Raw genomic sequence first — 20726 nt, 5'->3', positions numbered from 1 at the left:
GTTCACCTCACTTCCTCCACTAATCATTCCGTCGAGATGGTGCCGCACTCGTCATGCAGCGCCGCATGGAGCGTGTGCCATGCGAGCGTCGCGCACTTCACGCGCGCCGGAAATTCCCGTACACCCGAGAACACCGCGAGCTTGCCGAGGTGCGAAGACGCGTCCGCTGGCGGCGCCGTCATCATCATGTCGTGAAACGCCCCGAAGAGCGCCTCCATTTCCGATTCCGTGCGCCCCTTGAGCGCTTCGGTCATCAGCGATGCCGATGCAATGGCGATTGCACAACCTACACCCTCGAACCCAACGTCCGCCACGACGCCATCCTCGATGCGCAGATACAGCGTGATGCGATCTCCGCACAACGGGTTATAGCCCTCCGCCTTGCGATTGGCATCCGGCAGCCGGTGACGGTTTCTCGGTCTCCGGTAGTGGTCGAAAATCACTTCCTGGTACAGGTCGCGCAGACTGCTCATTGCCCAAATACCTCCTGCACGTGCGCCATTGCCTTGACGAGCGCCTCCACGTCGGCTCGCGTGTTGTACAGCGCGAATGACGCGCGCACGGTTGCCGGCACGCCGAAGCGCTGCATGACGGGCATCGCGCAATGATGGCCGGCGCGCACCGCGACGCCGTACTGATCGAGAATCGTACCGACGTCGTGTGCATGCACGTGGTCGAGCACGAACGACAGAATGGCCGCCTTTTCGGTTGCGGTACCGATCAGCCGCAGATGTGGCATCGCACGCATTGCATCGGTCGCATACGCGAGCAGCCCGGCCTCATGTGCGCCGATCGTTTCGCTGCCGATTGCATTCACATAGTCGAGCGCCACCGCGAGCGCAATCGCCCCGCTAATGTCTGGTGTGCCCGCCTCGAACTTCCAGGGAATGGCGTTATAAATGGTCTTGTCGAACGTCACCGAGCGGATCATGTCGCCACCGCCCTGCCACGGCGGCATCGCTTCCAGTCTGTCCGCCTTGGCGTACAGCACGCCGATTCCCGTCGGTCCATACACCTTGTGCCCGGAGAACGCATAGAAATCGCAATCGAGCGCGCGCACGTCGACAGGCAGATGTGCAACCGCCTGCGCGCCGTCGATCAGGACAGGCACGTCGCGCGCGTGCGCGGCCTCGATCATCCGCGCGACCGGGTTGATCGTACCGAGCGCGTTCGATACATGCGTGATCGCCACGATGCGCGTACGCTCGCCGATCATCTGCCGGTAGGCATCGAGATCGAGCGCGCCGCAGTCATCGATCGGCACGACCTTCAACACCGCGCCCGTCTGCTCGCATACGAGTTGCCACGGCACGATGTTCGAGTGATGTTCCATCGCGCTGATCAGGATCTCGTCGCCGGGCTTCGCAAGAGGACGCACATAGCTCTGCGCAACCAGGTTGATCGCTTCCGTCGTGCCGCGCACGTAGACGATTTCCTCCGCGCGCGCCGCATTGATGAAGCGCGCAATCCGTTCGCGCGCACCTTCGTACGCGTCCGTGGCGCGCTGCGACAACTCGTGCACGCCGCGATGTACGTTCGCGTTTGCATGCTCGTAGTAGTCGCGCTGCGCGTCGATCACGGCCGAGGGTTTCTGGGTAGTCGCGCCGTTGTCGAGATACACCAGTGGATTGCCGTGTATGAGCTCGCGGAAAATCGGGAAGTCGCTTCGCCAACGCGCCACCGTCTCGTCGTCCGGGATCATCACAGGTTCGATCGGTTTCATACCAGTCCCCGAATGCGCTCACCTTCCGGCGTGCGCGCGAGCAGCATTTGCGTCAGTCGGTCGCGCACCGCCTCGATACGCACGTGCTCCAGACTGCTGCGGGCAAACGCCCAGATGAGCAAAGCCCGCGCCACGCGCTCGTCGATGCCGCGTGAGCGCAGATAGAACAGCTGGTTCTCGTCAAGCTGGCCAACGGTTGCGCCATGCGTGCACTTGACGTCGTCGGCGTGGATCTCCAGTTGCGGCTTCGTGTCGATCTGCGCATCGCGCGACAACAGAAGATTGAAGTTCGACTGATGCGTGTCGGTCTGCTGCGCGTGACGATGCACGACCACGTTGCCGTTGAATACGCCATGTGACGCACCGTCGAGCACCCCGCGGTAGTGCTCGCGGCTCGTTCCGTGCGGTTTCTCGTGATCGATGCGCGTGTGATGATCGACATGCTGCCTCGCGCTCGCGAGATACAGCCCGTTCAGTTCGGCGCGGGCATCGGCGGCCTGCAGCCGTGTGTCGATCTGCGTACGCGAGAGTGCCCCACCGAATGCGAACGAGTGCGACGTGAAGCGGCTCGCCCGCTGTTGCGAGACGTCGACATGCGCAATATGGAACGCGCTGCGTGCTTCATGGTGGACGCGGCAATGCTGCACGTCGGCCTCGTCGCCCGCCACGATCCTCGTGACGGAATTGACCAGATACGCGTCGTCGGAGAAACCGGCAAACTGCTCGACGATCGAGCACCGCGAGCGCCCGTCCGCCAGTACTGTGTTGAACGGATGTATCGCGAGGCCGGCTTCGTCGGTTAGGAACAGCATGACGAGCGGCGCATCGATCGCACAGTCCGGCGGCAGCAGGACCACGTAACCGTCGCTCAGGAACGCCGTGTTCAGGGCCGCGAAGCCATCGGGCGCTGCCTGATGCGCAATGACGGCTTTCAGCCGCTCCGGTATCTCACGAATGGCACGCGTGAGACTGCCGACAAATGCGCCGTCCGGCAAAGGCGGCATGCGCGACAGCTTCGGCATATGGCGGCCGTTGACGAACACGAGCCGACCCGCTGTCCCGTAGGGCACGAGATCGTCGACGATGCGCTCCACATCCAGGTTGTCGCTGCGCCGCGACGTGAAATGCCATGACCGCTTCGCGATGGTCGCCACATTCGTGTACTTCCAGTCTTCGAGCCGAGTTGTGGGAAAGCCAAGCCCTTCGAATTTTTCGAACGCCTGGCGCCTCGCGCAGCGCAACCACGGAAGTTCCGCGCCGGGCAGCGTACTCGACAGGGTCTGGAAAGCCTGATGGAGGTACTCGAGCGTCGGTTCATTCATTTGACGTCTACTCCTCGCGATATCACGTATGACCGCCTCGTGTCAGTACGGGTTAGGTGGCCCAGAATCCGGCCCGTTCGGCGCATCGCCATCGAGCCATCCATAACCCTTGCGCTCCAGTTCAAGTGCCAGCTCGCGCGTTCCGGATTTCGCAATACGCCCCTTTGAAAGCACGTGCACGCAATCGGGCACGACGTATTCGAGCAAGCGCTGGTAGTGCGTCACCAGGACGATTGCGCGGTCCGCATCGCGCATCCGATTGACGCCTCGCGCAACCACTTGCAACGCATCGATATCGAGCCCCGAATCGGTTTCGTCGAGAATCGCGAGGCGCGGCTCCAGCACCGCCATCTGCAGCACCTCGTTGCGCTTTTTCTCACCCCCTGAAAACCCTTCGTTGACCGCGCGATGCAGCAGGCTTTCGTCCATCTGCATGAGCGCCATTTTCTCCTTCACCAGTTGCAGGAATTCCATTGCGTCCAGTTCGGGGTCGCCGCGGTGCGTGCGCTGTGCATTCAACGCGGCCTTCAGCAGATACACGTTGCTGACACCCGGTATTTCGACAGGGTATTGAAACGCGAGAAAAAGCCCTTCGCGTGCGCGCTCTTCCGGCGCCAGCGAGAGCAGGTCACGGCCCGCATACTGGACGCTGCCACCTGTTACGCGGTATTGCTGGTGGCCCGCCAGCACGTTGGCAAGCGTGCTCTTGCCCGAACCGTTCGGGCCCATGATGGCGTGCACCTCGCCCGCGTTCACACACAGATCGACCCCGCGCAGAATCGGCTTGCCTTCTGCTTCAACGCTCAGTTTGCTGATTTCTAGCATGACCGTTGTCCCTGTCAGCCCGTGCTGCCTTCAAGACTTACGCCGAGCAGCTTTTGTGCTTCGACGGCGAACTCCATGGGCAGCTCCTTGAGGACCTCCCTGCAAAATCCGTTGACGATCATCGACACCGCTTCTTCCTCCGAAAGGCCTCGCTGTCGGCAATAGAAGAGCTGGTCCTCGCCGATGCGCGATGTCGATGCCTCGTGCTCGACCTTCGCGGTCGGGTTTTTCACCTCGATATAGGGAACCGTGAGGGCACTGCAGCGATCGCCGAGCAGCAGCGAATCGCACTGTGTGTAGTTGCGCGCGTCCTCCGCCGAGCGGGCAATTTTCACGAGCCCACGATAGGCGTTCCTGCCGTGGCCGGCGGAAATGCCCTTCGACAGGATAGTGCTGCGCGTATTGCGACCCAGATGCGTCATCTTCGTGCCGGTGTCGGCCTGCTGATAGTTGTTGGTGAGCGCCACCGAATAGAATTCGCCGACTGCGTTGTCGCCTTGCAGGATCACGCTCGGGTATTTCCACGTGATGGCGGAGCCAGTTTCGACCTGCGTCCACGAAATCTTCGAGTCCGCTTCACGGCAATCGCCACGCTTGGTCACGAAGTTATAGATGCCGCCGCGCCCGTGCGCATCGCCCGGATACCAGTTCTGCACCGTCGAGTAGCGGATTTGCGCACCCTCCAGCGCGACCAGTTCCACCACTGCAGCATGCAACTGGTTCTCGTCACGCATCGGCGCGGTACAACCCTCCAGATAACTGACGTAGGCTCCCTTGTCCGCGATGATCAGCGTTCGCTCGAACTGTCCCGTGTTCTGCGCGTTGATGCGGAAATACGTGGAAAGTTCGATCGGGCAACGCACGCCCGGTGGGATATAGCAGAACGACCCGTCGCTAAAAACCGCGGAGTTCAGCGCAGCGAAAAAGTTGTCGGTATGCGGCACCACTGAGCCGAGGTATTGCCGCACCAGTTCGGGATGAGTCTGCACCGCTTCCGAAAACGGACAGAACACGATGCCGAGCGCGCCAAGCTTTTCACGAAACGTCGTCGCGACCGACACGCTGTCGAACACCGCATCCACGGCGACGCCCGCGAGCATCTCGCGCTCCTCCAGCGGAACGCCGAGTTTCTCGTATGTGCGCAGCAGTTCCGGATCGACATCCTGCAGACTCTTCGGGCGATCCTTCGGAGCAATCGGCGCCGAATAATACGCAATGTCCTGATAGTCGATAGGCGGGTGCTCAACCGATGCCCAATGCGGTTCGTTCATCGTGAGCCAGTGCCGGTAGGCCGAGAGGCGCCAGGCGAGCATGAAGTCGGGTTCATTCTTCTTTGCTGAAATCAGGCGGATGACATCTTCAGACACACCGCGCGGCAACGTATCCGACTTTACATCGGTCACGAATCCGTGCCGGTATTCGCTCCGGATCAGCTCGTCGATTCTCGATACACTTGAACTCATACAGACCTCCGCTTTCAGCGTTGCGGCGGCCGGATCGTGCGCTTGGGGCGATCACGGAATCACGTGTGCGTAGCCGCTGGCGGGCTGTCCTGACGGCTTCAATTGCGTCAAACAGCGTGATCCGCCTGGCGACTGCCGTAGCCAATAGCGGATACCCTTGCTTCGGCGAGGCTGCCAATACTCTCCACGGTGTCCGGATCGCGTGCCATTGTGATCGTGATCACCGTGACATAGTCGGCAAGCGTGCTCATGCGCAACATGATTAAGCCTCCGCGAACCGTACCTGTCTGGTCTGGTTTCACATTCAACCCTAACACCGCGCCGCCGCTGATAAAAGAAAGACATCACTGCGCGTGTACGTTCTCGCTGCTGTCGTCAACTCGGCCTTGTCGCGGCTTGCGTCGAGGTATGACGATTGCCGAGCTTGAACTCCCGCGAAGGTGTCTTCTGATCTTTGACACCAGACAAGCGCAGTGCGCCGGACCGTAGCGTAGTCGAATGCCGGTGCTCGGACCGGATCACGCGTCGAGGCGAATTACCGGGAACAACGTTCCAAAGCAGCTACTGCTCTGTGGGTCGCTTCGACGATTTCCACGCACTCTGCGTGACGACGGGTGTGCTCGATCGCTGAACATTCACCGGCGCGGCTCACTTGCGCCAGATCGGCGCGAGCTTTTTCCAGCGCCGCCGACGGTGACCCATTGTCTGCAATCAGCTTCGCCAGATCGAAGACCGTGCCGGAAGACAGTTCCACGTATGCCGGGCAAGCAGCGCTGGCGGCGCCGCTGTACACCCAGAACCCCGCAATGGCAAATACGACGCGTCGTGCGACGCTAGTAGTCAAATTACTCATGGCAACATCCTGTTTGCTCCTTACTGGGCCTAAGCCGATTCGTGTGTTGTTTGTATAACTCCAGCGTCCACGAAACGGCCAGCAAAAATACCCGCGTCAGTGCCGAAATTCCCCCGCAAGCTTGCGCCCTCACTTCCGGCCTGGCGCTCCGTGGCCGCCGCATCCCGCATTCCCGCTCCAACTCTACGAGATGGAAGATAGGCGCGAACGCAGCACAAACGCGCTACCAACGGACTAAAAGCTTACTCGGACGCAGAGTTGTGCGGGTCCATCGGGGCGCTGGAATGTAAGACACCGTCGAACTAGGGGAATCTACCGAATACTTCGCGCTTGCGTTGTCAGGGTACCTGATATCAAATACGAAACATCACGAAGGACGGACGGGCGCGTTTTCAGAACGCGTTTAATTTTAACCTTAATATCAGCCTACCTGATATTTAATTGCCGCGCTCAGGCCGCTGCGCCGGCTCGGAGCGAAAGACCAGGTCGTACCCAAGATCCACAACCGCAGCTCAACAAAAAAAGCAAACAACAGGTCCGGAGATATCACATGCATTTGAAGTCGACTCACGTCGTCATGTTCGGTGCGCTCTGCGCGCTGAGCGCAGGAGCCTCGGCGCAATCGAGCGTCACGTTGTACGGCATCGTTGACACAGGGATCGAGTATGTCTCGCACGCGAACGCGAAGGGCGACAGCGTCGTTCGCATGCCATCCGTTACCGGAGAGTTCCCATCGCGCTGGGGGCTGCGTGGCAACGAAGATCTCGGCGGCGGCTACAGCGCCGTGTTCACTCTCGAAAGCGGCTTCAACCTGCGCGATGGCAGTTCCGGACAGGGCGGCAGGCTGTTTGGACGCCAGGCGTTCATCGGCGTGAAGAGCCCGTATGGGACGCTCGCGTTCGGCCGTCAGTACACGATGACCTATCTCGCGGTCCAGGGCGCCGACATCATCGGTCCGGACATTTACGGCATGGGCTCGCTGGATGCCTATGTGCCCAACGCGCGCACCGACAACTCGATCACCTATCTCGGCTCGTACAAAGGCTTTACGTTGGGCGTGGGTTATTCATTCGGACGGGACGCTGCGGGTACCGGCAACTCGCCGGGACAGGGAACCTGTACCGGCTCCGTTCCAGGCCACGCCACGGAATGCCGCGACTGGTCCGCAATGCTCAAGTACGACTCGCAATATTTCGGCGCTGCCGCGTCGTACGAGGAGCAACGAGGCGGCGCGACAGCAGCCGCCAACTTCTTCGACGGCGTTGCGCCGACACCGCTGATCAACGCCGCGGACAAGGACGCCCGTACGCAACTGAGCGCCTATGCACAATATGCAGGCGCGAAGATCGGCGCCGGTTGGATTGGACGCCGCGTAGTGACCCAGTCGCCGAGCGTGCCCAATATCCGTTCGGACCTGTTCTTCCTCGGCGCTTCGTACATGGTCACGCCTGCATTCCTCCTCGATGGCGAAGTGTTTCGCATCATCAATAGCGACCACGATACCCGCGCCACGATGGGAACGTTACGCACCACCTATCTGCTGAGCAAGCGTTCGTCGGTCTACGCGCAGGCAGCGTATCTGGCGAACAGTGCGAAGGCGCGCTACTCGGTCAGCGGCGGCGGTAGCGGGACCACGCCGGGCGCGGGCATGGGTCAAACGGGCGTGATGGTCGGCATCAAACACATGTTCTGATACGGGTCGAAAATGAAACGAACTTCAATTGCTGTGTGCGTATCGGCCGTGTCCGCGATGCTGGCGGCTTGCGGCGGCGGTTCCGACTCCCTCTCCACCAGTGCGACGCAATTGCCTCGGCTCTCCGCCGCACAACCCGCGACGCTGTCGGGAGACTGCGCCGCGCTCGCCGCCAGGTTGACGTTTGCCAACACGACCTTCACCTCCGTCACCGACGTGCCGGCCGGAACGCTCACGGTGGCGGGAAAGTCCGTCCCCGAACATTGCGTGATCGAAGGAAAAATGAATCAACGCACGAGCGCCGTTGACGGCCGGACTTATGCGATCGGTTTTGAAATGCGGCTGCCAATTGCGTGGAATGGCCGCTTTTTCTATCAGGCCAACGGTGGTCTCGACGGCAATGTGACGCCGGCGACGGGGGTGCTCAGTGGCGGGGGCCCGCTGAACAACGCGCTGAACATGGGGTTCGCCGTGATCAGTTCGGATGCAGGTCATTCCGGGTCGCAAAACCCGTTGTTCGGTCTCGATCCCCAGGCGCGTCTCGACTATGGCTATAACGCCGTCGCTACGCTCACGCCGATGGCCAAGCAGGTGATCAGGTTGGCCTATGGCAAGGGCCCCGACCGCAGCTACTTCGAAGGCTGCTCGAACGGCGGCCGTCATGCGATGGTGGCGGCAGCCAGATCTTTCGCGGATTACGACGGCATCATTGCCGGTGACCCCGGCTTTCATTTGCCAAAGGCAGCGATCGGGGAGTTGTGGAGCGCGCAACAGCTCGCTACCGTCGCGACCGCGACGACCTCGTCCGGCATTGCCGATATCACCACCGGCTTGACGACCACTGAAAGGCAGCTGATCGCATCGAAGATCATCGCGAAGTGTGATTCGCTCGATGGTGTAGCGGACGGGATGGTCCAGGACATCAAAGCGTGCCAGGCGAACTTCAATCTGGCCACCGACGTACCGACGTGTTCGAGCAATGGGCGCGACGGCAGCTGTCTTACGGCGGCTCAAAAGCAGGCGGTTGGAAATATTTTCTCCGGGGCGAAAAACAGCGCCGGCACGGCGCTCTATGCGAGCTTTCCGTATGACGTCGGTATCAACGGATCAGGCTGGGCCGCGTGGAAGCAAGGCAATTCCATCAGCCTTGATCCGGCCGCGGCAGCCTTCGTGTTCACGTCGCCGCCGCAAAGCGCTTCGGTCCTCGGTTCGATGGGTGCCTACGGTCTGAACTTCAGCATGGACAATGATGCGCCGAAGATCTTCGCCACGAGCGGGGTCTATTCCGAGTCTTCGTGGTCATTCATGACCCCGCCGAACGAGACCGATCTGAGCGGTCTGCGCAGCCGGGGCGCGAAGTTGATCGTCTATCACGGAACGAGCGATCCGGTGTTCTCGTCGAACGATACGACCGACTGGTATCAGCGCCTATCGACGGCTAGTGGCGGAGACGCAAGCAATTTCGCGCGGCTCTTCACGGTAGCAGGGATGAACCACTGCAGCGGCGGTCCGACGGCCGATCAGTTCGACATGCTGACGCCCATGGTGGCATGGGTCGAGCAAGGGCAAGCACCGAACCAGGTCATCGCAACGGCTCGCGACACCAGCAACGCGATTCCGAATAGCGAAGTGCCGACTAGCTGGGGTGCCGGGCGCACGCGTCCGCTGTGCGCCTATCCGAAGGTGGCCCGCTACACGAGTGGAGACGTGAACTCGGCGAGTAGTTTCACATGCAGCTAAGGCACTGACTCTGACCTGGCGAGGGAATCGGCGCAGTCGGCCCCGGCCGATGCGCTGTCCCGTCCGTGCGGAACGCGCCATGCTGCTCCTTGCGCATACGTCTGTCCGCGATCATCGGGCGTGCGTTTGCGCGCCCCGCACTGGAGCGCTGCCATGAAAATGCGCGAGTACAAAATCGGTACGCCGTGGTATCAGGCCATCCGTGCGACGCTACGCCGGGCCGTCCCATCGGGGCTGTTGTCCGGGTGCCTGTCGGCGGCGACGGCCTCGGCGGCATCCGCGGACGCATCGGGCAGCCCGCTCGCGCCGATCAATGCGGTTACCCACTCCGTGTGGCCGCAACGCGCGTTGCGCGAACGCGGCTTCAGCATCCGCCATACGGTGACCGGCTTCGCGATCCATCAGGCGGCCGCCATCTTCTGGGCATTCCTGTTCGAGCAACTCGTTGACCGGATGGCCGGCCCTGTCCCGTCACGACGGCCCGGCGCCGCCGCGCTAGCCGCCGCCGCGACGGTGGCAAGCGCGTATGTGGTCGACTACAAGGTGGTGCCCAACCGGCTCACGCCGGGATTCGAGGCGCACCTGTCGCGTCGCTCGCTCGGCAACGTCTACCTGCTGCTCGGCGCCGGCCTGCTCGCGGCCGCGCTGCTGCGGCGGCCGGATCGATGAAGACTGCGCGCGCAAAAAAAGCGACCAGCCTTTGACCGGCATGGTCGCCACAAGCGCATTTGAGAACGCTGTCCCCACGAGTCCAAGCGGAGGACAAATCGAGTATAGGAAACAGGTCCGCACCGCAGTCTGTCCGTAAGCCCTGCGTCGCGGACAGTTCTCTGCGCGAAACGCGGTCGCGCACCCTCATGCCGCGCTCCCCGTCTTGGTAACTGCATTCCCGCTTGACGCTTCCGCGGCAGCCGTTGCGCGGAACTCGCCGTATGCGTCATTCAGCGAACAGATCCGGTCCGAACACCTCGTAGTGAATCTTCGACTCGTGAATGTCCAGGTTTTTCAATGCGTCGTGCTGTAGCCGCATGAATGGAACCGGACCGCAGATGTAGTAGTCGGCGTCGGGCAACAGGATCTCGTCGCGCAGCTTGCCGAGGTCGATGAAACCGGCGTTGTCGTAGTCGCGGCCCTGCACGTCGGTATCGAGCGGCGCGTCATAGAACACGATCGCGCGGAAGTTGGGCTGGGTGGCGGCGGTCTGCTGCAGACGGTCGCGCATCGCGTGCACCGCGCCGTTGCGTGCACCATGAATGAACACCACGCGCCGCTGCGGGTCCTGAATCGCGCGCTTCAACATGCTGACCATCGGCGTCAGACCGACGCCGCCGCTGATCAGTACGATCGGCGTCTTCGCATGGACATCGATGTAGAACGTGCCGTATGGCGCTGCCAGCTTCACCTCGTCGCCGACGTTCACGTGATCGTGCAGCAGCGAGGACACATAGCCCGCCGGCCGCCCCGCCTCGCCGCTCTCGCGCTTGACCGAGATCCGATAGCTATGGCCATTCGGCACGTCCGACAAACTGTATTGCCGGATCTGCTGCAGGCCGAGCGCGGGCACATCGACGGCAATGCCGATGTACTGTCCGGGCTCGAAGTTGGCGACCGGCTGTCCGTCCTTCGGTTCGAGAATGAACGACGTGATCACGCTGCTCTCGGGCCGCTTCTCCTTGACGACGAACGTGCGCCATCCGGTCCAGCCGCCTAGCTGCGCCGCGCGCGTTTCGCGCAATTCGGACTCCATGCCCATCAGCACGTCCGCGAGATTGCCGTATGCCTGCGCCCACGCGGAGATGATGTCGTCGGTCGCGGCGTCGCCGAGCACGTCCTTGATCGCGCCGAGCAGATGTTCGCCGACGATCGGATAGTGCTCCGCTTTCACGCCGAGGCTCGCGTGCTTGTTGGCGATATTGCGCAGCACCGCGGCGAGACTGCCGGGGTCCTCGATGTTCTCGGCGTACGCGTACACGGCGCGCGCGAGCGCTTCCTGCTGCTGCCCCTGCTCCTGATGCGCCATGTTGAAAACGTTTTTCAGTTCGGGATGCGCTTCGAAGAGCCGTCTGTAGAAACGTTGAATGATCGTATAGCCGTGCGCGGCCAGAACCGGGGCCGTCGCTTTTACGATGTCCTTGGTTTTCTGCGTCAGCATTTTTTCCTCCTGCAGTAGGACGACTGGTTACCTCGCTCGTGCGCGCAGCAGCGCGACTACCTGAGTCGAGTGCCTCGCTCACATGCAAGTTCCCGGGGCATTCGCCCGCTGCTTCAAGCCTATCCAGGCGACCATGCTGCTCAAACCGATGCCGGCTGTCCATATCCCGAAGGCCACGGACACGCCGATGACGCACAGCCCGCGCACGAGGTAGGCGATATCGGCCGCCGCGCACGCCATCGCGGGCCGGCTGATGACGCGATGCGAGCCGGCTAGGAACGCTGCATGCGAGGCGATCCACGCGCCGCTCGCGACGAACGGCGCTCCGCACGCGTGGCACGGCGGATGGAAGACCCAAGTGCCAACTCCAATGGAGGTCACGATGTTCATGCACAACAAAAGGCTGCAATACACGGTTCGCGTCGGCATGACCAATCCCGGGCTCGCGAACCTGATGCTGGAGCAGTTCGGCGGTCCGCAAGGCGAACTTGCCGCCGCGATGCGCTACTTCACGCAGGCCGTTGCGGAAGAAGACCCCGGGCGCAAGGACATGCTGTTCGACATCGCCACCGAAGAGCTGAGCCATCTCGAGATCATCGGCTCGATCGTCGCGATGTTGAATCGCGGCGCGAAGGGGGAACTCGCCGAAGCGGTCGAGCAGCAAGCCGAGCTGTATCGCAAGCTCAACGGCGCGGGCAACGACAGCCACCTTACGCAGGTGCTATACGGCGGCGGGCCGCCGCTGACGAACTCCGGCGGCGTCCCGTGGAGTGCCGCGTACATCGACACGATCGGCGAGCCGACCGCGGACCTGCGCTCGAACATCGCGGCCGAAGCGCGCGCGAAGATCATCTATGAACGGCTGATCAACGTCACCGACGATGCCGGCGTGCGCGAGGCGCTCGGCTTTCTGATGACCCGCGAAGTCGCGCATCAGAAGTCGTTCGAGAAGGCGCTGTATGCGATCACGCCGAGTTTCCCGCCGGGCAAGCTGCCGCCGAGACAGGAATTCGCGAGCGTCTACTACAAGATGTCGCACGACGGAGCAGTGATCAACACACCGTGGAACAGCGGCACCGGTCTCACGATACGGACCGGTGAACCGGCGGTGGATGGCGGCGACGGAAGTGCGTCGGTGGGACTCGAAGCGCAACAGGAAACCGCCGTGACTGCGATGGCCACGCGTCTGCGCTCCGACCCGTCGAGCGATCCGACGACCGGTGCCGAAATAGGCAGCGAAGTCCCGCGCAGCAACCAGGGCGGGTGATCGCTCAAGGCGCTGCCGCAGGTATCGTCAAGGTCCGAAAAACGTGTTGCAGAACTTGCCGGCCACGTTGCAGGTCGGTTGACCCGAAGGCTGCGCGGTGCCGGGTTCGGGCGGCGTCGCGCACGCGGCCGTCGCGGCGATCGCGAATGTCATGACGAGCGCTGTGCGCAGCGCCGCCGCGCGACGGTTTTTCGCAGCGCGCGCCGCGTCGCGATTCGGATCGCACCTCGCGGAATTTTCGCGCTCCCGCGCATCGATGGCGCGAGGGCAGCCTCGTCGAACGTCAGGCATTGCGCCCTCCTTCAACCGCCATTCACATTGACTACACTACGCCAAATCGGTCGCGAAAGGGTTTCTTCGAATTCGCGCGAAGGCGGGGCCGCCCGTCCCAGCATGGCTGTCCGCAACGTCCGAGTTTCGGACATACGCCTCTATGCACCTTCTTGCGGTTGCCGGCGTATGCTGATTCCGGCGTTTTCCGACACGTCGACAGACCGGTACGACTTACTGTCGACAACGCGAGAAACGTACGTTCCGTGAAAAATTGACCGCTCAAGGAAAGACCATGCTGAGCCCTCATGAATTTGCGGTTTTGATGCTGGTGAAGGCATCGCCGGAGTACACCGATATAGAGCGCGAAGAATTCAACGCGCTGCTCGAGCGCCAACTGGTCGCGCTCGAAAGCACACCGTCAGGCGCGCATCGTCCGCGCGTGACGAACCACGGCGAATCGTTGCTCCAGACCCTGATGCGAAAACGTTGAGGCGGTACAGGCGCGCCGAGCGAGCGACGCGGTATGGTCGAAACGCTGACTCACGACAACGACTAACAACAAATCGGAGACAACCTGTGAATGCCGCGCGTAACTATAACGACGCCGCCAACGAACTGAAGCACATCAGCACGATGGTCCAGCGCCTCGAACAACTCGTTAAACGCGACTGCCTCGACTGGCAGGGCACGGTAGTTGCAACGCCCGCTTACTGGCGCGCGCGCATCGAGGCCACTGCCGAACTGCCGCCGGCGCTGCAACCGCAAGCGCGCCTGCTGCTAGCGCGGCTCGCCACGCTCGAAGCACGCAGCGAGCGCCGTGGCCGTCGTGCATGATCGGCGTGCGCCGGCGCGATCACACACTTAGGCGACGAAGGACATGATGATGCGGACCTACGAATACCACGGGTTCACGATCGAGGTAACTGTCGAGGCGGATTTCACATTGCGCCCCGCCGGGCGCGCGGCGGTACGCACGCGCTATGCGGCGGTGGTTCACATCTATCAGGCGGGTGCCGCGGTTGCCACGTTCTCGCCGCTGCGCTTCGACATTGCCGGCGGACGGCCATTCGACACCGAGGCCGATGCGTTGATGGGCGGATATAGCGCGGCGCGCCGAATCGTCGACGATCTGTTCGCCCATGCGGCGGATGCCACGGACTCCGCCTTGAGCGCACTTTCGAGCAGCAAAGAGCTCCGCTAGCGGGCGCTGGCGCACGATTGACCCATTGTGGGGCATCAGGAATGGCGCATGCGGTATCCGCGAGCACCCTTTCCGTGGAGAAACGCCATGTCCAATGACGCCTCATCGTTGTCGCCGTCGATTACGTCGATGATCCGCCTCGACCATATGCACGTGCTCGCCGCTTCGCACCGATACCACGCGTCCACGCCGTGGTGGCGAAAACGCGCGATCGTCAACGGCGTGTGCGATGCGCTGGAAATCCACGCGCAACTGGAGGAAGAAATTTTCTACCCGGCGCTAGACCGCGCGCTGGGCAACGACGAGACACTGACGAAAAGTCGTTCCGAGCACAACGAGATGCGCGCGACGATCGCAAAGCTGCGCGCAATGGGCCCCGAAAACGCCGCGTACGACGGGCTGTTTCTTCAACTGATCCGCGAAGTCGCCCATCACGTCGCCGACGAGGAAACCATCCTGCTGCCCGACGCCGAGCGCGTGCTGAAAAACGAACTGCAGTCGCTCGGCGCCGCGATGACGCGCCGCCGGATGCAGTTGCTCGGAGAGCGTCCGATGAACATTGCAATGAACGCGGCGGGCACGTTTCCGATCGCCACGCTGCTGCTGGGATCGACCTTATTGCTCGCGTTGCGGCGCAGCCTGCCGAGGTCGCGTCGCGCGGCACGGACGCAGCGTCAATATGAGTAGCGGATGCGGGAACGACTGGCGCAAGCGGGCATCAACGATTCGCGCCGGGCGCCGCCGGCGTCCGCGCGCGCCGCTGTTTCGTCTTGTCGAGCGTGCCCGGGTCGACGAGCGTGGCCGCGACGCGGCGCGCATTCTCGGCCGCGATGTCCTGCGCGTCGCCCCACGACACGTGGCCACACGTCCCGCGTCGCTCGAAGACCGTGCCATGTCCCCCGCCCCGCTCGGTCACGAGCACGATCCATTGGAAAGCACCTTCCGAATCCCTGATGACGGTCCAGCTTACGAGGAAGTCGGCCATCTCTATCGCCTGCACACGCATGTTCGGCTCCTTCGGTCCGTTGCATCGGACCGTTTTGAGCGGAGATGCGCATTGCGCGTGCCTGGCGCGGACCGCGCGCGCGTCGCGTTGCAATCCCCGCCTCACGGCCGCTGATCCGTGTCGGACCGACGCGGATGGGGCTCGTCGCGACTTTGCGGCGAGCCTGTCAACACCGCGGGCAGCGAAGGATTCTCCGGTTGGGTGTAACGCGCGTGGATCGCCGCGCGGATGCGCGCGAGGCTTTGCGCGGCATCGAGCGCGCTGTCCTGCTCGATGCCGCGTGCTTCGTCGGCCAGATCCGTGTCGCCGATCTGCTGTTCGAACCAGCGCGAATAGTCGCCACGCTGGCGATGAAACTGCCATGTCGCCGCATCGACACCCTCGGCAATCTCGACGAACAGCACGAGGTTGTGCGCGCGCAGGTTAAGCGCGTTGTGCTCGCCGCGAAAGTAAAAGCTGCGCTCGGGAATCAGCAGCCCCTCAGCGTACTTGCGACGATGCCGGCGCTTTTCCTTGCGACCGGGCTCGAGCCGCACGAGCTGCGGCGGCGCGGCGGCGCTGACGCGCCATAACAGCGCGTCGCCTTTGGCAAGTTGCGCCCCGTCGCCGCTCGACGCTGGCGGCTCACGTCCACTTGCCGCAGCAAAGCGCTGCAAGGCCGCATGCGCGCCGTCGCCCATCGCGAGCACCGTGCCGACCTGCTGCAGCAACACCGGCGATAACTGCTCCGGCGACACGGTGACCGCGAGCGCCGTTTCCAGCGCATCCGGAATCGCCTGGTTCGCGCCGGCCCATTGCGCGGGAAACACGTGATGCGCCTCTTCGAACACGAGCCAGTGCGGCCGCCCGGTGCGCGTGCGCAGACGCTGCACCTGCAACAGCAGATTCGCGCAGAACAGCGGCCGATCCGACGGCGGCACCCGCAGCAGATTGAGCGCGATGGCGGGCCGCGCCGGACGGCGCAGCAACTGCATCGCCTCGTCGATCGACGGTGCATTGCCCGCATCGCCGAGCACGACGGTCGCATCGTCATTGTCATAGTCGCCTTCAGGATCGACGATGCACATCTGGCAGCCCGCGCCCGCGAGCCGTTCGAGCAGGCCCGCCGTCGCGGTGGACTTTCCGCAGCCCGATTCACCGACGAGCAGCACGACGCTGCCGTACGCGGGCAACGACAGCGGCTCGCTGTCCGGCGCATCACAGCGAGGGCCGAGCACGATGCGATTGCGCGGCGACGCATCGGCGATGCTGCGCAAATCGTCGGCGACGAGTGCGTCGATCAGTTCGGCGACGCCCGTGCCCGCCACGCCGCCCGTCACGATATCGGCGTGCTTCTGCAACTCCGGCAACGCGTTCGCGACAGCCGCCGCGAGGCCGCACGCGTCGAGCAGCGCATGGTCGTTTTCCGCGTCGCCGATACCGGCCACGTTCAGCGGCGACAGTTCGAGATCTGCGAGCGCCGCGCTCAGACCGCTCGCCTTCGACACGCCCGGCGCCACGATCATCACCGCGTCGCCGTTGAAGATGATCCGCAATTCGAGCCCGAGGTCGCGAATCACATCGAGCGCGACATGCTCATGGGGCTTCATCGTCGCGACCAACGTCTGGCTGACACTGAAAGCGTTGGGTGCGCGCCGCCGTAACTCCGCGACGAAATTCTCCGGCGGTGCGGGTGCGAGCAGACGGCGCGCGCCATCGGCCGGGCAATACAGCACGCCGCCGTTTTCCGCGACCACGCGCGAAAACAGCTCGATGCGCGGGCAGATCGCGAGCAGGTCGTCGAGCTCGCGTCCGCTGACGAGAATCGCGTAACGGCCCGACGCGCGCAGGCGTTCGAGCGCGGCCCACGTCGAATCGGCGACCTGGCCGTCGGTGGCGAGCGTGTTGTCGTAGTCGGTCGCGAGCGCAAAAAATCGCATGGTGCACGACTCCTTCGATCGATTCATGGGTCCGTTCAGCAAGCGCTATACCTCGCGACCCGCGCCCAACGGTATGGGGCTTGCTGCGGGTCGTGTCGAAGCAGCGGAGCCGCCGCCAGCCTGCCCCGAGGAACCCTGATGTCCATTCCCATCGATGCCGTGACCCTCGCGCGAATGCAATTCGGCTTCACGATTGCTTTCCACATCATCTTTCCGGCGCTGTCGATCGGTCTCGCGAGCTACCTCGCCGTGCTCGAAAGCGCATGGCTCGTCACCCACAAGCCCGTATATCTCGCCGTCTACCGCTACTGGCTGACGATTTTCGCGGTCGTGTTCGGCATCGGCGTCGTGTCGGGGCTCGTGATGTCGTATCAGTTCGGCACCAACTGGGCGGGCTTCGCGTTTCGCGCGGGTCCGATCGTCGGGCCGCTGATGGGCTACGAAGTGCTGACCGCTTTCTTTCTCGAGTCGGGATTTCTGGGCGTGATGCTGTTCGGCATGAAACGCGTCGGCCCGCGTCTGCACTTTCTCGCGACCGTGCTCGTCGCGATCGGCACGCTAATGAGCGCGTTCTGGATTCTCGCCGTCAATTCATGGATGCAGACGCCGCAGGGCTATGCGATCGTCGACGGACGCTTCTTTCCGGCCGACTGGATGCGCATCATCTTCAATCCGTCATTCCCGTTCCGGCTCGTACACATGGTGCTGGCCGCGTATCTGAGCGTCGCGTTCGTCGTCGGCGCGGTCGGCGCCTGGCATCTGCTCGGCGATTCGCGCAATGTCTGCGCGCGCCTGATGGTGTCGATGGCGCTATGGATGGCCTGCATCGTCGCGCCGATCCAGATGGTGGTCGGCGACCAGCACGGTATCAACACGCTCAAGCACCAGCCGGCCAAAATCGCCGCGCTCGAAGGCGACTGGCTCGCGCGTCCCGGTCAGCCGTTGATTCTGTTCGGGTTCCCGAACATGCGCACGGAGACGACCGACTATGCGCTCGAAATACCGCATCTCGGCGCGCTGATTCTGACGCACACCTGGGACGGCTCGATCGCCGGCCTCAAATCGTTCCCGCCGTCCGAGCGCCCGTTCTCGCCGGTCGTGTTCTGGGCATTTCGCGTGATGGTCGGACTCGGCATCCTGATGGCGCTGCTCGGACTGGGCAGTCTCGCGTTGCGCTATCGAAGGACCCTGTACGAAGCGCGCTGGATGCAGCGGATCATGGTCGCGATGGGCCCGGCTGGTCTGATCGCGTTGCTGTGCGGCTGGACCGTCACCGAAGTCGGCCGGCAGCCGTACACGGTGTACGGTCTGCTGCGCACGGCCGACAGCGTGTCACCGATCGCCGCGCCCGGCGTCGCGGTATCGCTCGCGAGCTTCGGCGTGGTGTACGCGATCGTGTTCGGCGCAGCCGTGGTCTTTCTGTTCCGGCTGATGGCGGCGACGCCCACGCTCGACACGCCCGGCCCCGCGAAGGACAAGCCGCATCGCAGCGCCGGCATCGCACCGGGCCCAGCACAGGCACCGTCCGTCCCATCAACTCCGGGGAGTCACGCCGATGACGACAGGCACGTTTGATCTCGCTTTGGTATGGGCCGCGATCCTCGCGTTCGCGGTGCTCGCATACGTGCTGCTCGACGGCTTCGATCTCGGCGTCGGCATCCTGTTCGCGGTCGAGCACCACCGCGACGACCGCGACGTGATGGTGAATTCGATCGCACCGGTATGGGACGGCAACGAGACGTGGCTCGTGCTCGGCGGCGGCGGCTTGTTCGCGGTGTTTCCGCTTGCCTACGGGGTGATTCTGCCGGCGCTCTATCCGCCGATCATCGCGATGCTGCTCGCGCTGGTGTTCCGCGGCGTCGCTTTCGAATTCCGCTTTCGCGCGATAGGTCGCGGCCGCGCATGGTGGGACGCCGCGTTCTTCGGCGGCTCGGCGCTCGCGGCGCTGTGCCAGGGGCTCGTGCTCGGCGGCCTGCTGCAAGGTATCGAGGTCTCGGGGTTCTCGTATGTGGGCGGCTGGTGGGACTGGCTGACCGGCTTCACGGTCCTGTGCGGTCTCGCGGTGATGGCCGGTTACACGCTGCTCGGCTCGTGCTGGCTGATCTGGCGCACCGAAGGACCGTTGCACGAGCGTTGCCGGCGACACGCGCGCACGATGGCCGTCGCCGTGCTCGCGCTGATCGTGGTGGTCACGCTATGGACGCCGATGCTGCCCAACTCGCTGACGGCGCGCTGGTTCCGTTGGCCGGATCTGCTGTTCACCGCCTGGGTACCGGTGCTGGTCGTTCTGCTGGCCTTCGGATTTTTCCGCAGCCTGTCTGCGCGCCGCCATCTGTTGCCGCTGCTGTTTGCGTACGGCATCTTCGTGCTGTGCTACGCGGGGCTCCTGATCAGTCTTTATCCGAACCTCGTGCCACCGTCGATTTCGTTCCGCGCGGCGGCAGCGCCGCATGCGAGCCTGCTGTTTCTGCTGGTCGGCGCCGCGATCACGGTGCCGATGATTCTCGGCTATACCGTGTATGCGTACTCGGTGTTCAAGGGAAAGATGCGCGCGGGCGAGGGGTACCACTGACGTGTGGCGCCGCCTTGCGTGGTTCGCCGGCCTGTGGCTCGCCGGCGTCGTCGCGGTCGCGACGGCGGCGGGTGTGTTGAAGCTTCTGCTGCGCGCGGCCACGCATTGAGCGTGGCGCGCGCTTGCAGTGTGCGCTTGCAGCGTGATTACCGCGGCGCGACTACGGCAACGTATAGGCGACCACAGAGTCGCCCTGCTTCGTGCCGAGCGAGCCATGTCCGCCCGCTACCACCAGCACGTACTGCTTGCCGTTGCTGTCGGCATAAGTCATCGGCGTGGCCTGGCCGCCGGCCGGCAGACGCGCTTGCCACAGTCGCGCGCCGGTGCGCACGTCATAGGCGCGCAGGTAGTAGTCGAGCGTGCCGGACAGGAACGCGACGCCGCCGCCGGTGGTGATCATGCCGCCGAGGCTCGGCACGCCGAGCGGCATCGGAATCGGCAGCGGCGCGCTATCGCGGATCGGAGTTTGCGGGCTATTCATTGCCCACGCCCTTCGAGACTTCGGCGGGGCTCTGATACTGCTGGTCGGGCAGGTCCTGGAGCCGTTGCAGTACGTCATCGTCGGCGCCATTGGCTTTCGCGGTTTCGATGAGGCTGTCTTTGTCGGCGGGATAGGAAGCGCCCTTCAGCGCTTTCTGCACGTCGATGAACGGGTTCAGCGGGCGCTCGCCCGTGGTCGAACGGGAGTTGCTCATTTCGTTCCCCTGATGGGTTGCG

At 63.4% G+C, this 20726-nt stretch carries 24 protein-coding genes and 1 pseudogene; 11 read left to right on the top strand and 14 right to left on the bottom strand.

Going from position 1 to position 20726, the window contains the following annotated elements:
* Nucleotides 1-23 precede the first annotated feature (23 nt).
* The 7 genes from sufU to AB3X86_RS33165 all read right to left on the bottom strand — a co-directional run bounded on the left by sufU (nucleotide 24) and on the right by AB3X86_RS33165 (nucleotide 6186).
* A complete protein-coding gene (sufU, locus tag AB3X86_RS33195) occupies nucleotides 24-473 on the bottom strand; it encodes a Fe-S cluster assembly sulfur transfer protein SufU (RefSeq protein WP_176111685.1) in 450 nt (149 codons plus the stop codon).
* Complete coding sequence (locus AB3X86_RS33190) at nucleotides 470-1723, bottom strand: SufS family cysteine desulfurase (protein ID WP_368599229.1); 1254 nt, start codon at nucleotides 1721-1723, stop codon at nucleotides 470-472. Before AB3X86_RS33190 ends, sufU begins: the two co-directional genes overlap by 4 nt.
* Nucleotides 1720-3045: a Fe-S cluster assembly protein SufD gene (gene sufD / locus AB3X86_RS33185; protein WP_368599228.1), complete on the bottom strand. Its 1326-nt coding sequence runs from the start codon at nucleotides 3043-3045 to the stop codon at nucleotides 1720-1722. Before sufD ends, AB3X86_RS33190 begins: the two co-directional genes overlap by 4 nt.
* A gap of 42 nt (nucleotides 3046-3087) precedes the next feature.
* Nucleotides 3088-3870 carry a Fe-S cluster assembly ATPase SufC gene (gene sufC, locus AB3X86_RS33180; RefSeq protein WP_368599227.1) on the bottom strand — a complete coding sequence of 261 codons (783 nt, stop codon included), beginning with the start codon at nucleotides 3868-3870 and terminating at the stop codon, nucleotides 3088-3090.
* Nucleotides 3871-3884: 14 nt separating this feature from the next.
* Nucleotides 3885-5333 carry a Fe-S cluster assembly protein SufB gene (gene sufB, locus AB3X86_RS33175; RefSeq protein WP_368599226.1) on the bottom strand — a complete coding sequence of 483 codons (1449 nt, stop codon included), beginning with the start codon at nucleotides 5331-5333 and terminating at the stop codon, nucleotides 3885-3887.
* 107 nt (nucleotides 5334-5440) lie between these two features.
* Nucleotides 5441-5593 (bottom strand): hypothetical protein, encoded by a 153-nt coding sequence (locus AB3X86_RS33170; protein WP_368599225.1) that lies wholly within the window; start codon nucleotides 5591-5593, stop codon nucleotides 5441-5443.
* Between the two features lie 275 nt (nucleotides 5594-5868).
* Nucleotides 5869-6186 carry a hypothetical protein gene (locus tag AB3X86_RS33165; RefSeq protein WP_368599224.1) on the bottom strand — a complete coding sequence of 106 codons (318 nt, stop codon included), beginning with the start codon at nucleotides 6184-6186 and terminating at the stop codon, nucleotides 5869-5871.
* 550 nt (nucleotides 6187-6736) lie between these two features.
* Between AB3X86_RS33165 and AB3X86_RS33160 the strand changes: the two genes are divergently transcribed.
* The 3 genes from AB3X86_RS33160 to AB3X86_RS33150 all read left to right on the top strand — a co-directional run bounded on the left by AB3X86_RS33160 (nucleotide 6737) and on the right by AB3X86_RS33150 (nucleotide 10288).
* Entirely contained in the window at nucleotides 6737-7879 is a 1143-nt protein-coding gene (locus tag AB3X86_RS33160) for a porin (protein WP_368599223.1), read from the top strand.
* Between the two features lie 12 nt (nucleotides 7880-7891).
* Nucleotides 7892-9619 carry a tannase/feruloyl esterase family alpha/beta hydrolase gene (locus tag AB3X86_RS33155; protein ID WP_368599222.1) on the top strand — a complete coding sequence of 576 codons (1728 nt, stop codon included), beginning with the start codon at nucleotides 7892-7894 and terminating at the stop codon, nucleotides 9617-9619.
* Between the two features lie 153 nt (nucleotides 9620-9772).
* Nucleotides 9773-10288 carry a hypothetical protein gene (locus AB3X86_RS33150; RefSeq protein WP_368599221.1) on the top strand — a complete coding sequence of 172 codons (516 nt, stop codon included), beginning with the start codon at nucleotides 9773-9775 and terminating at the stop codon, nucleotides 10286-10288.
* A 268-nt stretch (nucleotides 10289-10556) separates the two neighbouring features.
* Here the strand turns inward: AB3X86_RS33150 and hmpA are convergent, their stop codons facing one another.
* Nucleotides 10557-11771: an NO-inducible flavohemoprotein gene (gene hmpA / locus AB3X86_RS33145; protein ID WP_368599220.1), complete on the bottom strand. Its 1215-nt coding sequence runs from the start codon at nucleotides 11769-11771 to the stop codon at nucleotides 10557-10559.
* Nucleotides 11772-11849: 78 nt separating this feature from the next.
* A complete protein-coding gene (locus tag AB3X86_RS33140) occupies nucleotides 11850-12152 on the bottom strand; it encodes a hypothetical protein (protein WP_368599219.1) in 303 nt (100 codons plus the stop codon).
* A gap of 1 nt (nucleotide 12153) precedes the next feature.
* On the opposite strand from AB3X86_RS33140, the gene AB3X86_RS33135 reads away from it, so the two are divergent.
* Complete coding sequence (locus tag AB3X86_RS33135) at nucleotides 12154-13038, top strand: manganese catalase family protein (RefSeq protein ID WP_368599218.1); 885 nt, start codon at nucleotides 12154-12156, stop codon at nucleotides 13036-13038.
* Between the two features lie 27 nt (nucleotides 13039-13065).
* Here the strand turns inward: AB3X86_RS33135 and AB3X86_RS33130 are convergent, their stop codons facing one another.
* Complete coding sequence (locus tag AB3X86_RS33130; RefSeq protein ID WP_265102377.1) at nucleotides 13066-13191, bottom strand: hypothetical protein; 126 nt, start codon at nucleotides 13189-13191, stop codon at nucleotides 13066-13068.
* Between the two features lie 412 nt (nucleotides 13192-13603).
* Here AB3X86_RS33130 and AB3X86_RS33125 point away from each other — a divergent pair, with 412 nt between their 5' ends.
* The 4 genes from AB3X86_RS33125 to AB3X86_RS33110 all read left to right on the top strand — a co-directional run bounded on the left by AB3X86_RS33125 (nucleotide 13604) and on the right by AB3X86_RS33110 (nucleotide 15199).
* Nucleotides 13604-13801 carry a hypothetical protein gene (locus AB3X86_RS33125; protein WP_368599217.1) on the top strand — a complete coding sequence of 66 codons (198 nt, stop codon included), beginning with the start codon at nucleotides 13604-13606 and terminating at the stop codon, nucleotides 13799-13801.
* 86 nt (nucleotides 13802-13887) lie between these two features.
* Nucleotides 13888-14145, top strand: a complete 258-nt coding sequence (locus AB3X86_RS33120) for a hypothetical protein (RefSeq protein ID WP_368599216.1) — start codon at nucleotides 13888-13890, stop codon at nucleotides 14143-14145.
* Between the two features lie 43 nt (nucleotides 14146-14188).
* Complete coding sequence (locus tag AB3X86_RS33115) at nucleotides 14189-14512, top strand: hypothetical protein (RefSeq protein WP_368599215.1); 324 nt, start codon at nucleotides 14189-14191, stop codon at nucleotides 14510-14512.
* Between the two features lie 87 nt (nucleotides 14513-14599).
* Nucleotides 14600-15199, top strand: coding sequence for a hemerythrin domain-containing protein (locus AB3X86_RS33110; protein WP_368599214.1), 600 nt, complete (start codon nucleotides 14600-14602; stop codon nucleotides 15197-15199).
* A 31-nt stretch (nucleotides 15200-15230) separates the two neighbouring features.
* On the opposite strand, the gene AB3X86_RS33105 is transcribed toward AB3X86_RS33110, so the two are convergent.
* Entirely contained in the window at nucleotides 15231-15518 is a 288-nt protein-coding gene (locus tag AB3X86_RS33105; protein WP_176380489.1) for a hypothetical protein, read from the bottom strand.
* Nucleotides 15519-15619: 101 nt separating this feature from the next.
* A complete protein-coding gene (locus tag AB3X86_RS33100; protein ID WP_368599213.1) occupies nucleotides 15620-17437 on the bottom strand; it encodes an HAD hydrolase family protein in 1818 nt (605 codons plus the stop codon).
* Nucleotides 17438-17575: 138 nt separating this feature from the next.
* Here AB3X86_RS33100 and AB3X86_RS33095 point away from each other — a divergent pair, with 138 nt between their 5' ends.
* From AB3X86_RS33095 to AB3X86_RS33085, 3 genes are read left to right on the top strand one after another with little or no spacing between them, the layout of a single operon-like run.
* Nucleotides 17576-19012, top strand: a complete 1437-nt coding sequence (locus AB3X86_RS33095; protein ID WP_368599212.1) for a cytochrome ubiquinol oxidase subunit I — start codon at nucleotides 17576-17578, stop codon at nucleotides 19010-19012.
* Nucleotides 18993-20009, top strand: coding sequence for a cytochrome d ubiquinol oxidase subunit II (gene cydB / locus AB3X86_RS33090; RefSeq protein WP_368599211.1), 1017 nt, complete (start codon nucleotides 18993-18995; stop codon nucleotides 20007-20009). Before AB3X86_RS33095 ends, cydB begins: the two co-directional genes overlap by 20 nt.
* A gap of 1 nt (nucleotide 20010) precedes the next feature.
* Nucleotides 20011-20118 carry a DUF2474 domain-containing protein gene (locus AB3X86_RS33085; RefSeq protein ID WP_368599210.1) on the top strand — a complete coding sequence of 36 codons (108 nt, stop codon included), beginning with the start codon at nucleotides 20011-20013 and terminating at the stop codon, nucleotides 20116-20118.
* Nucleotides 20119-20169: 51 nt separating this feature from the next.
* On the opposite strand, the pseudogene AB3X86_RS33080 reads toward AB3X86_RS33085, so the two are convergent.
* Together AB3X86_RS33080 and AB3X86_RS33075 are read right to left on the bottom strand one after the other, a co-directional pair.
* Nucleotides 20170-20469: pseudogene (locus AB3X86_RS33080) on the bottom strand (membrane-bound PQQ-dependent dehydrogenase, glucose/quinate/shikimate family); the annotation flags it as partial.
* Nucleotides 20470-20482: 13 nt separating this feature from the next.
* Nucleotides 20483-20704: a DUF2795 domain-containing protein gene (locus AB3X86_RS33075; protein WP_368599209.1), complete on the bottom strand. Its 222-nt coding sequence runs from the start codon at nucleotides 20702-20704 to the stop codon at nucleotides 20483-20485.
* Between the last annotated feature and the right edge of the window lie 22 nt (nucleotides 20705-20726).

Origin of the sequence: Paraburkholderia sp. BR14374 (assembly GCF_040948685.1) — a bacterium.
Classification (GTDB): Bacteria; Pseudomonadota; Gammaproteobacteria; order Burkholderiales; family Burkholderiaceae; genus Paraburkholderia; species Paraburkholderia youngii.
The sequence above is the reverse complement of the archived record's forward strand: the minus strand, read 5'-3'. Positions and strand labels throughout refer to the sequence as shown.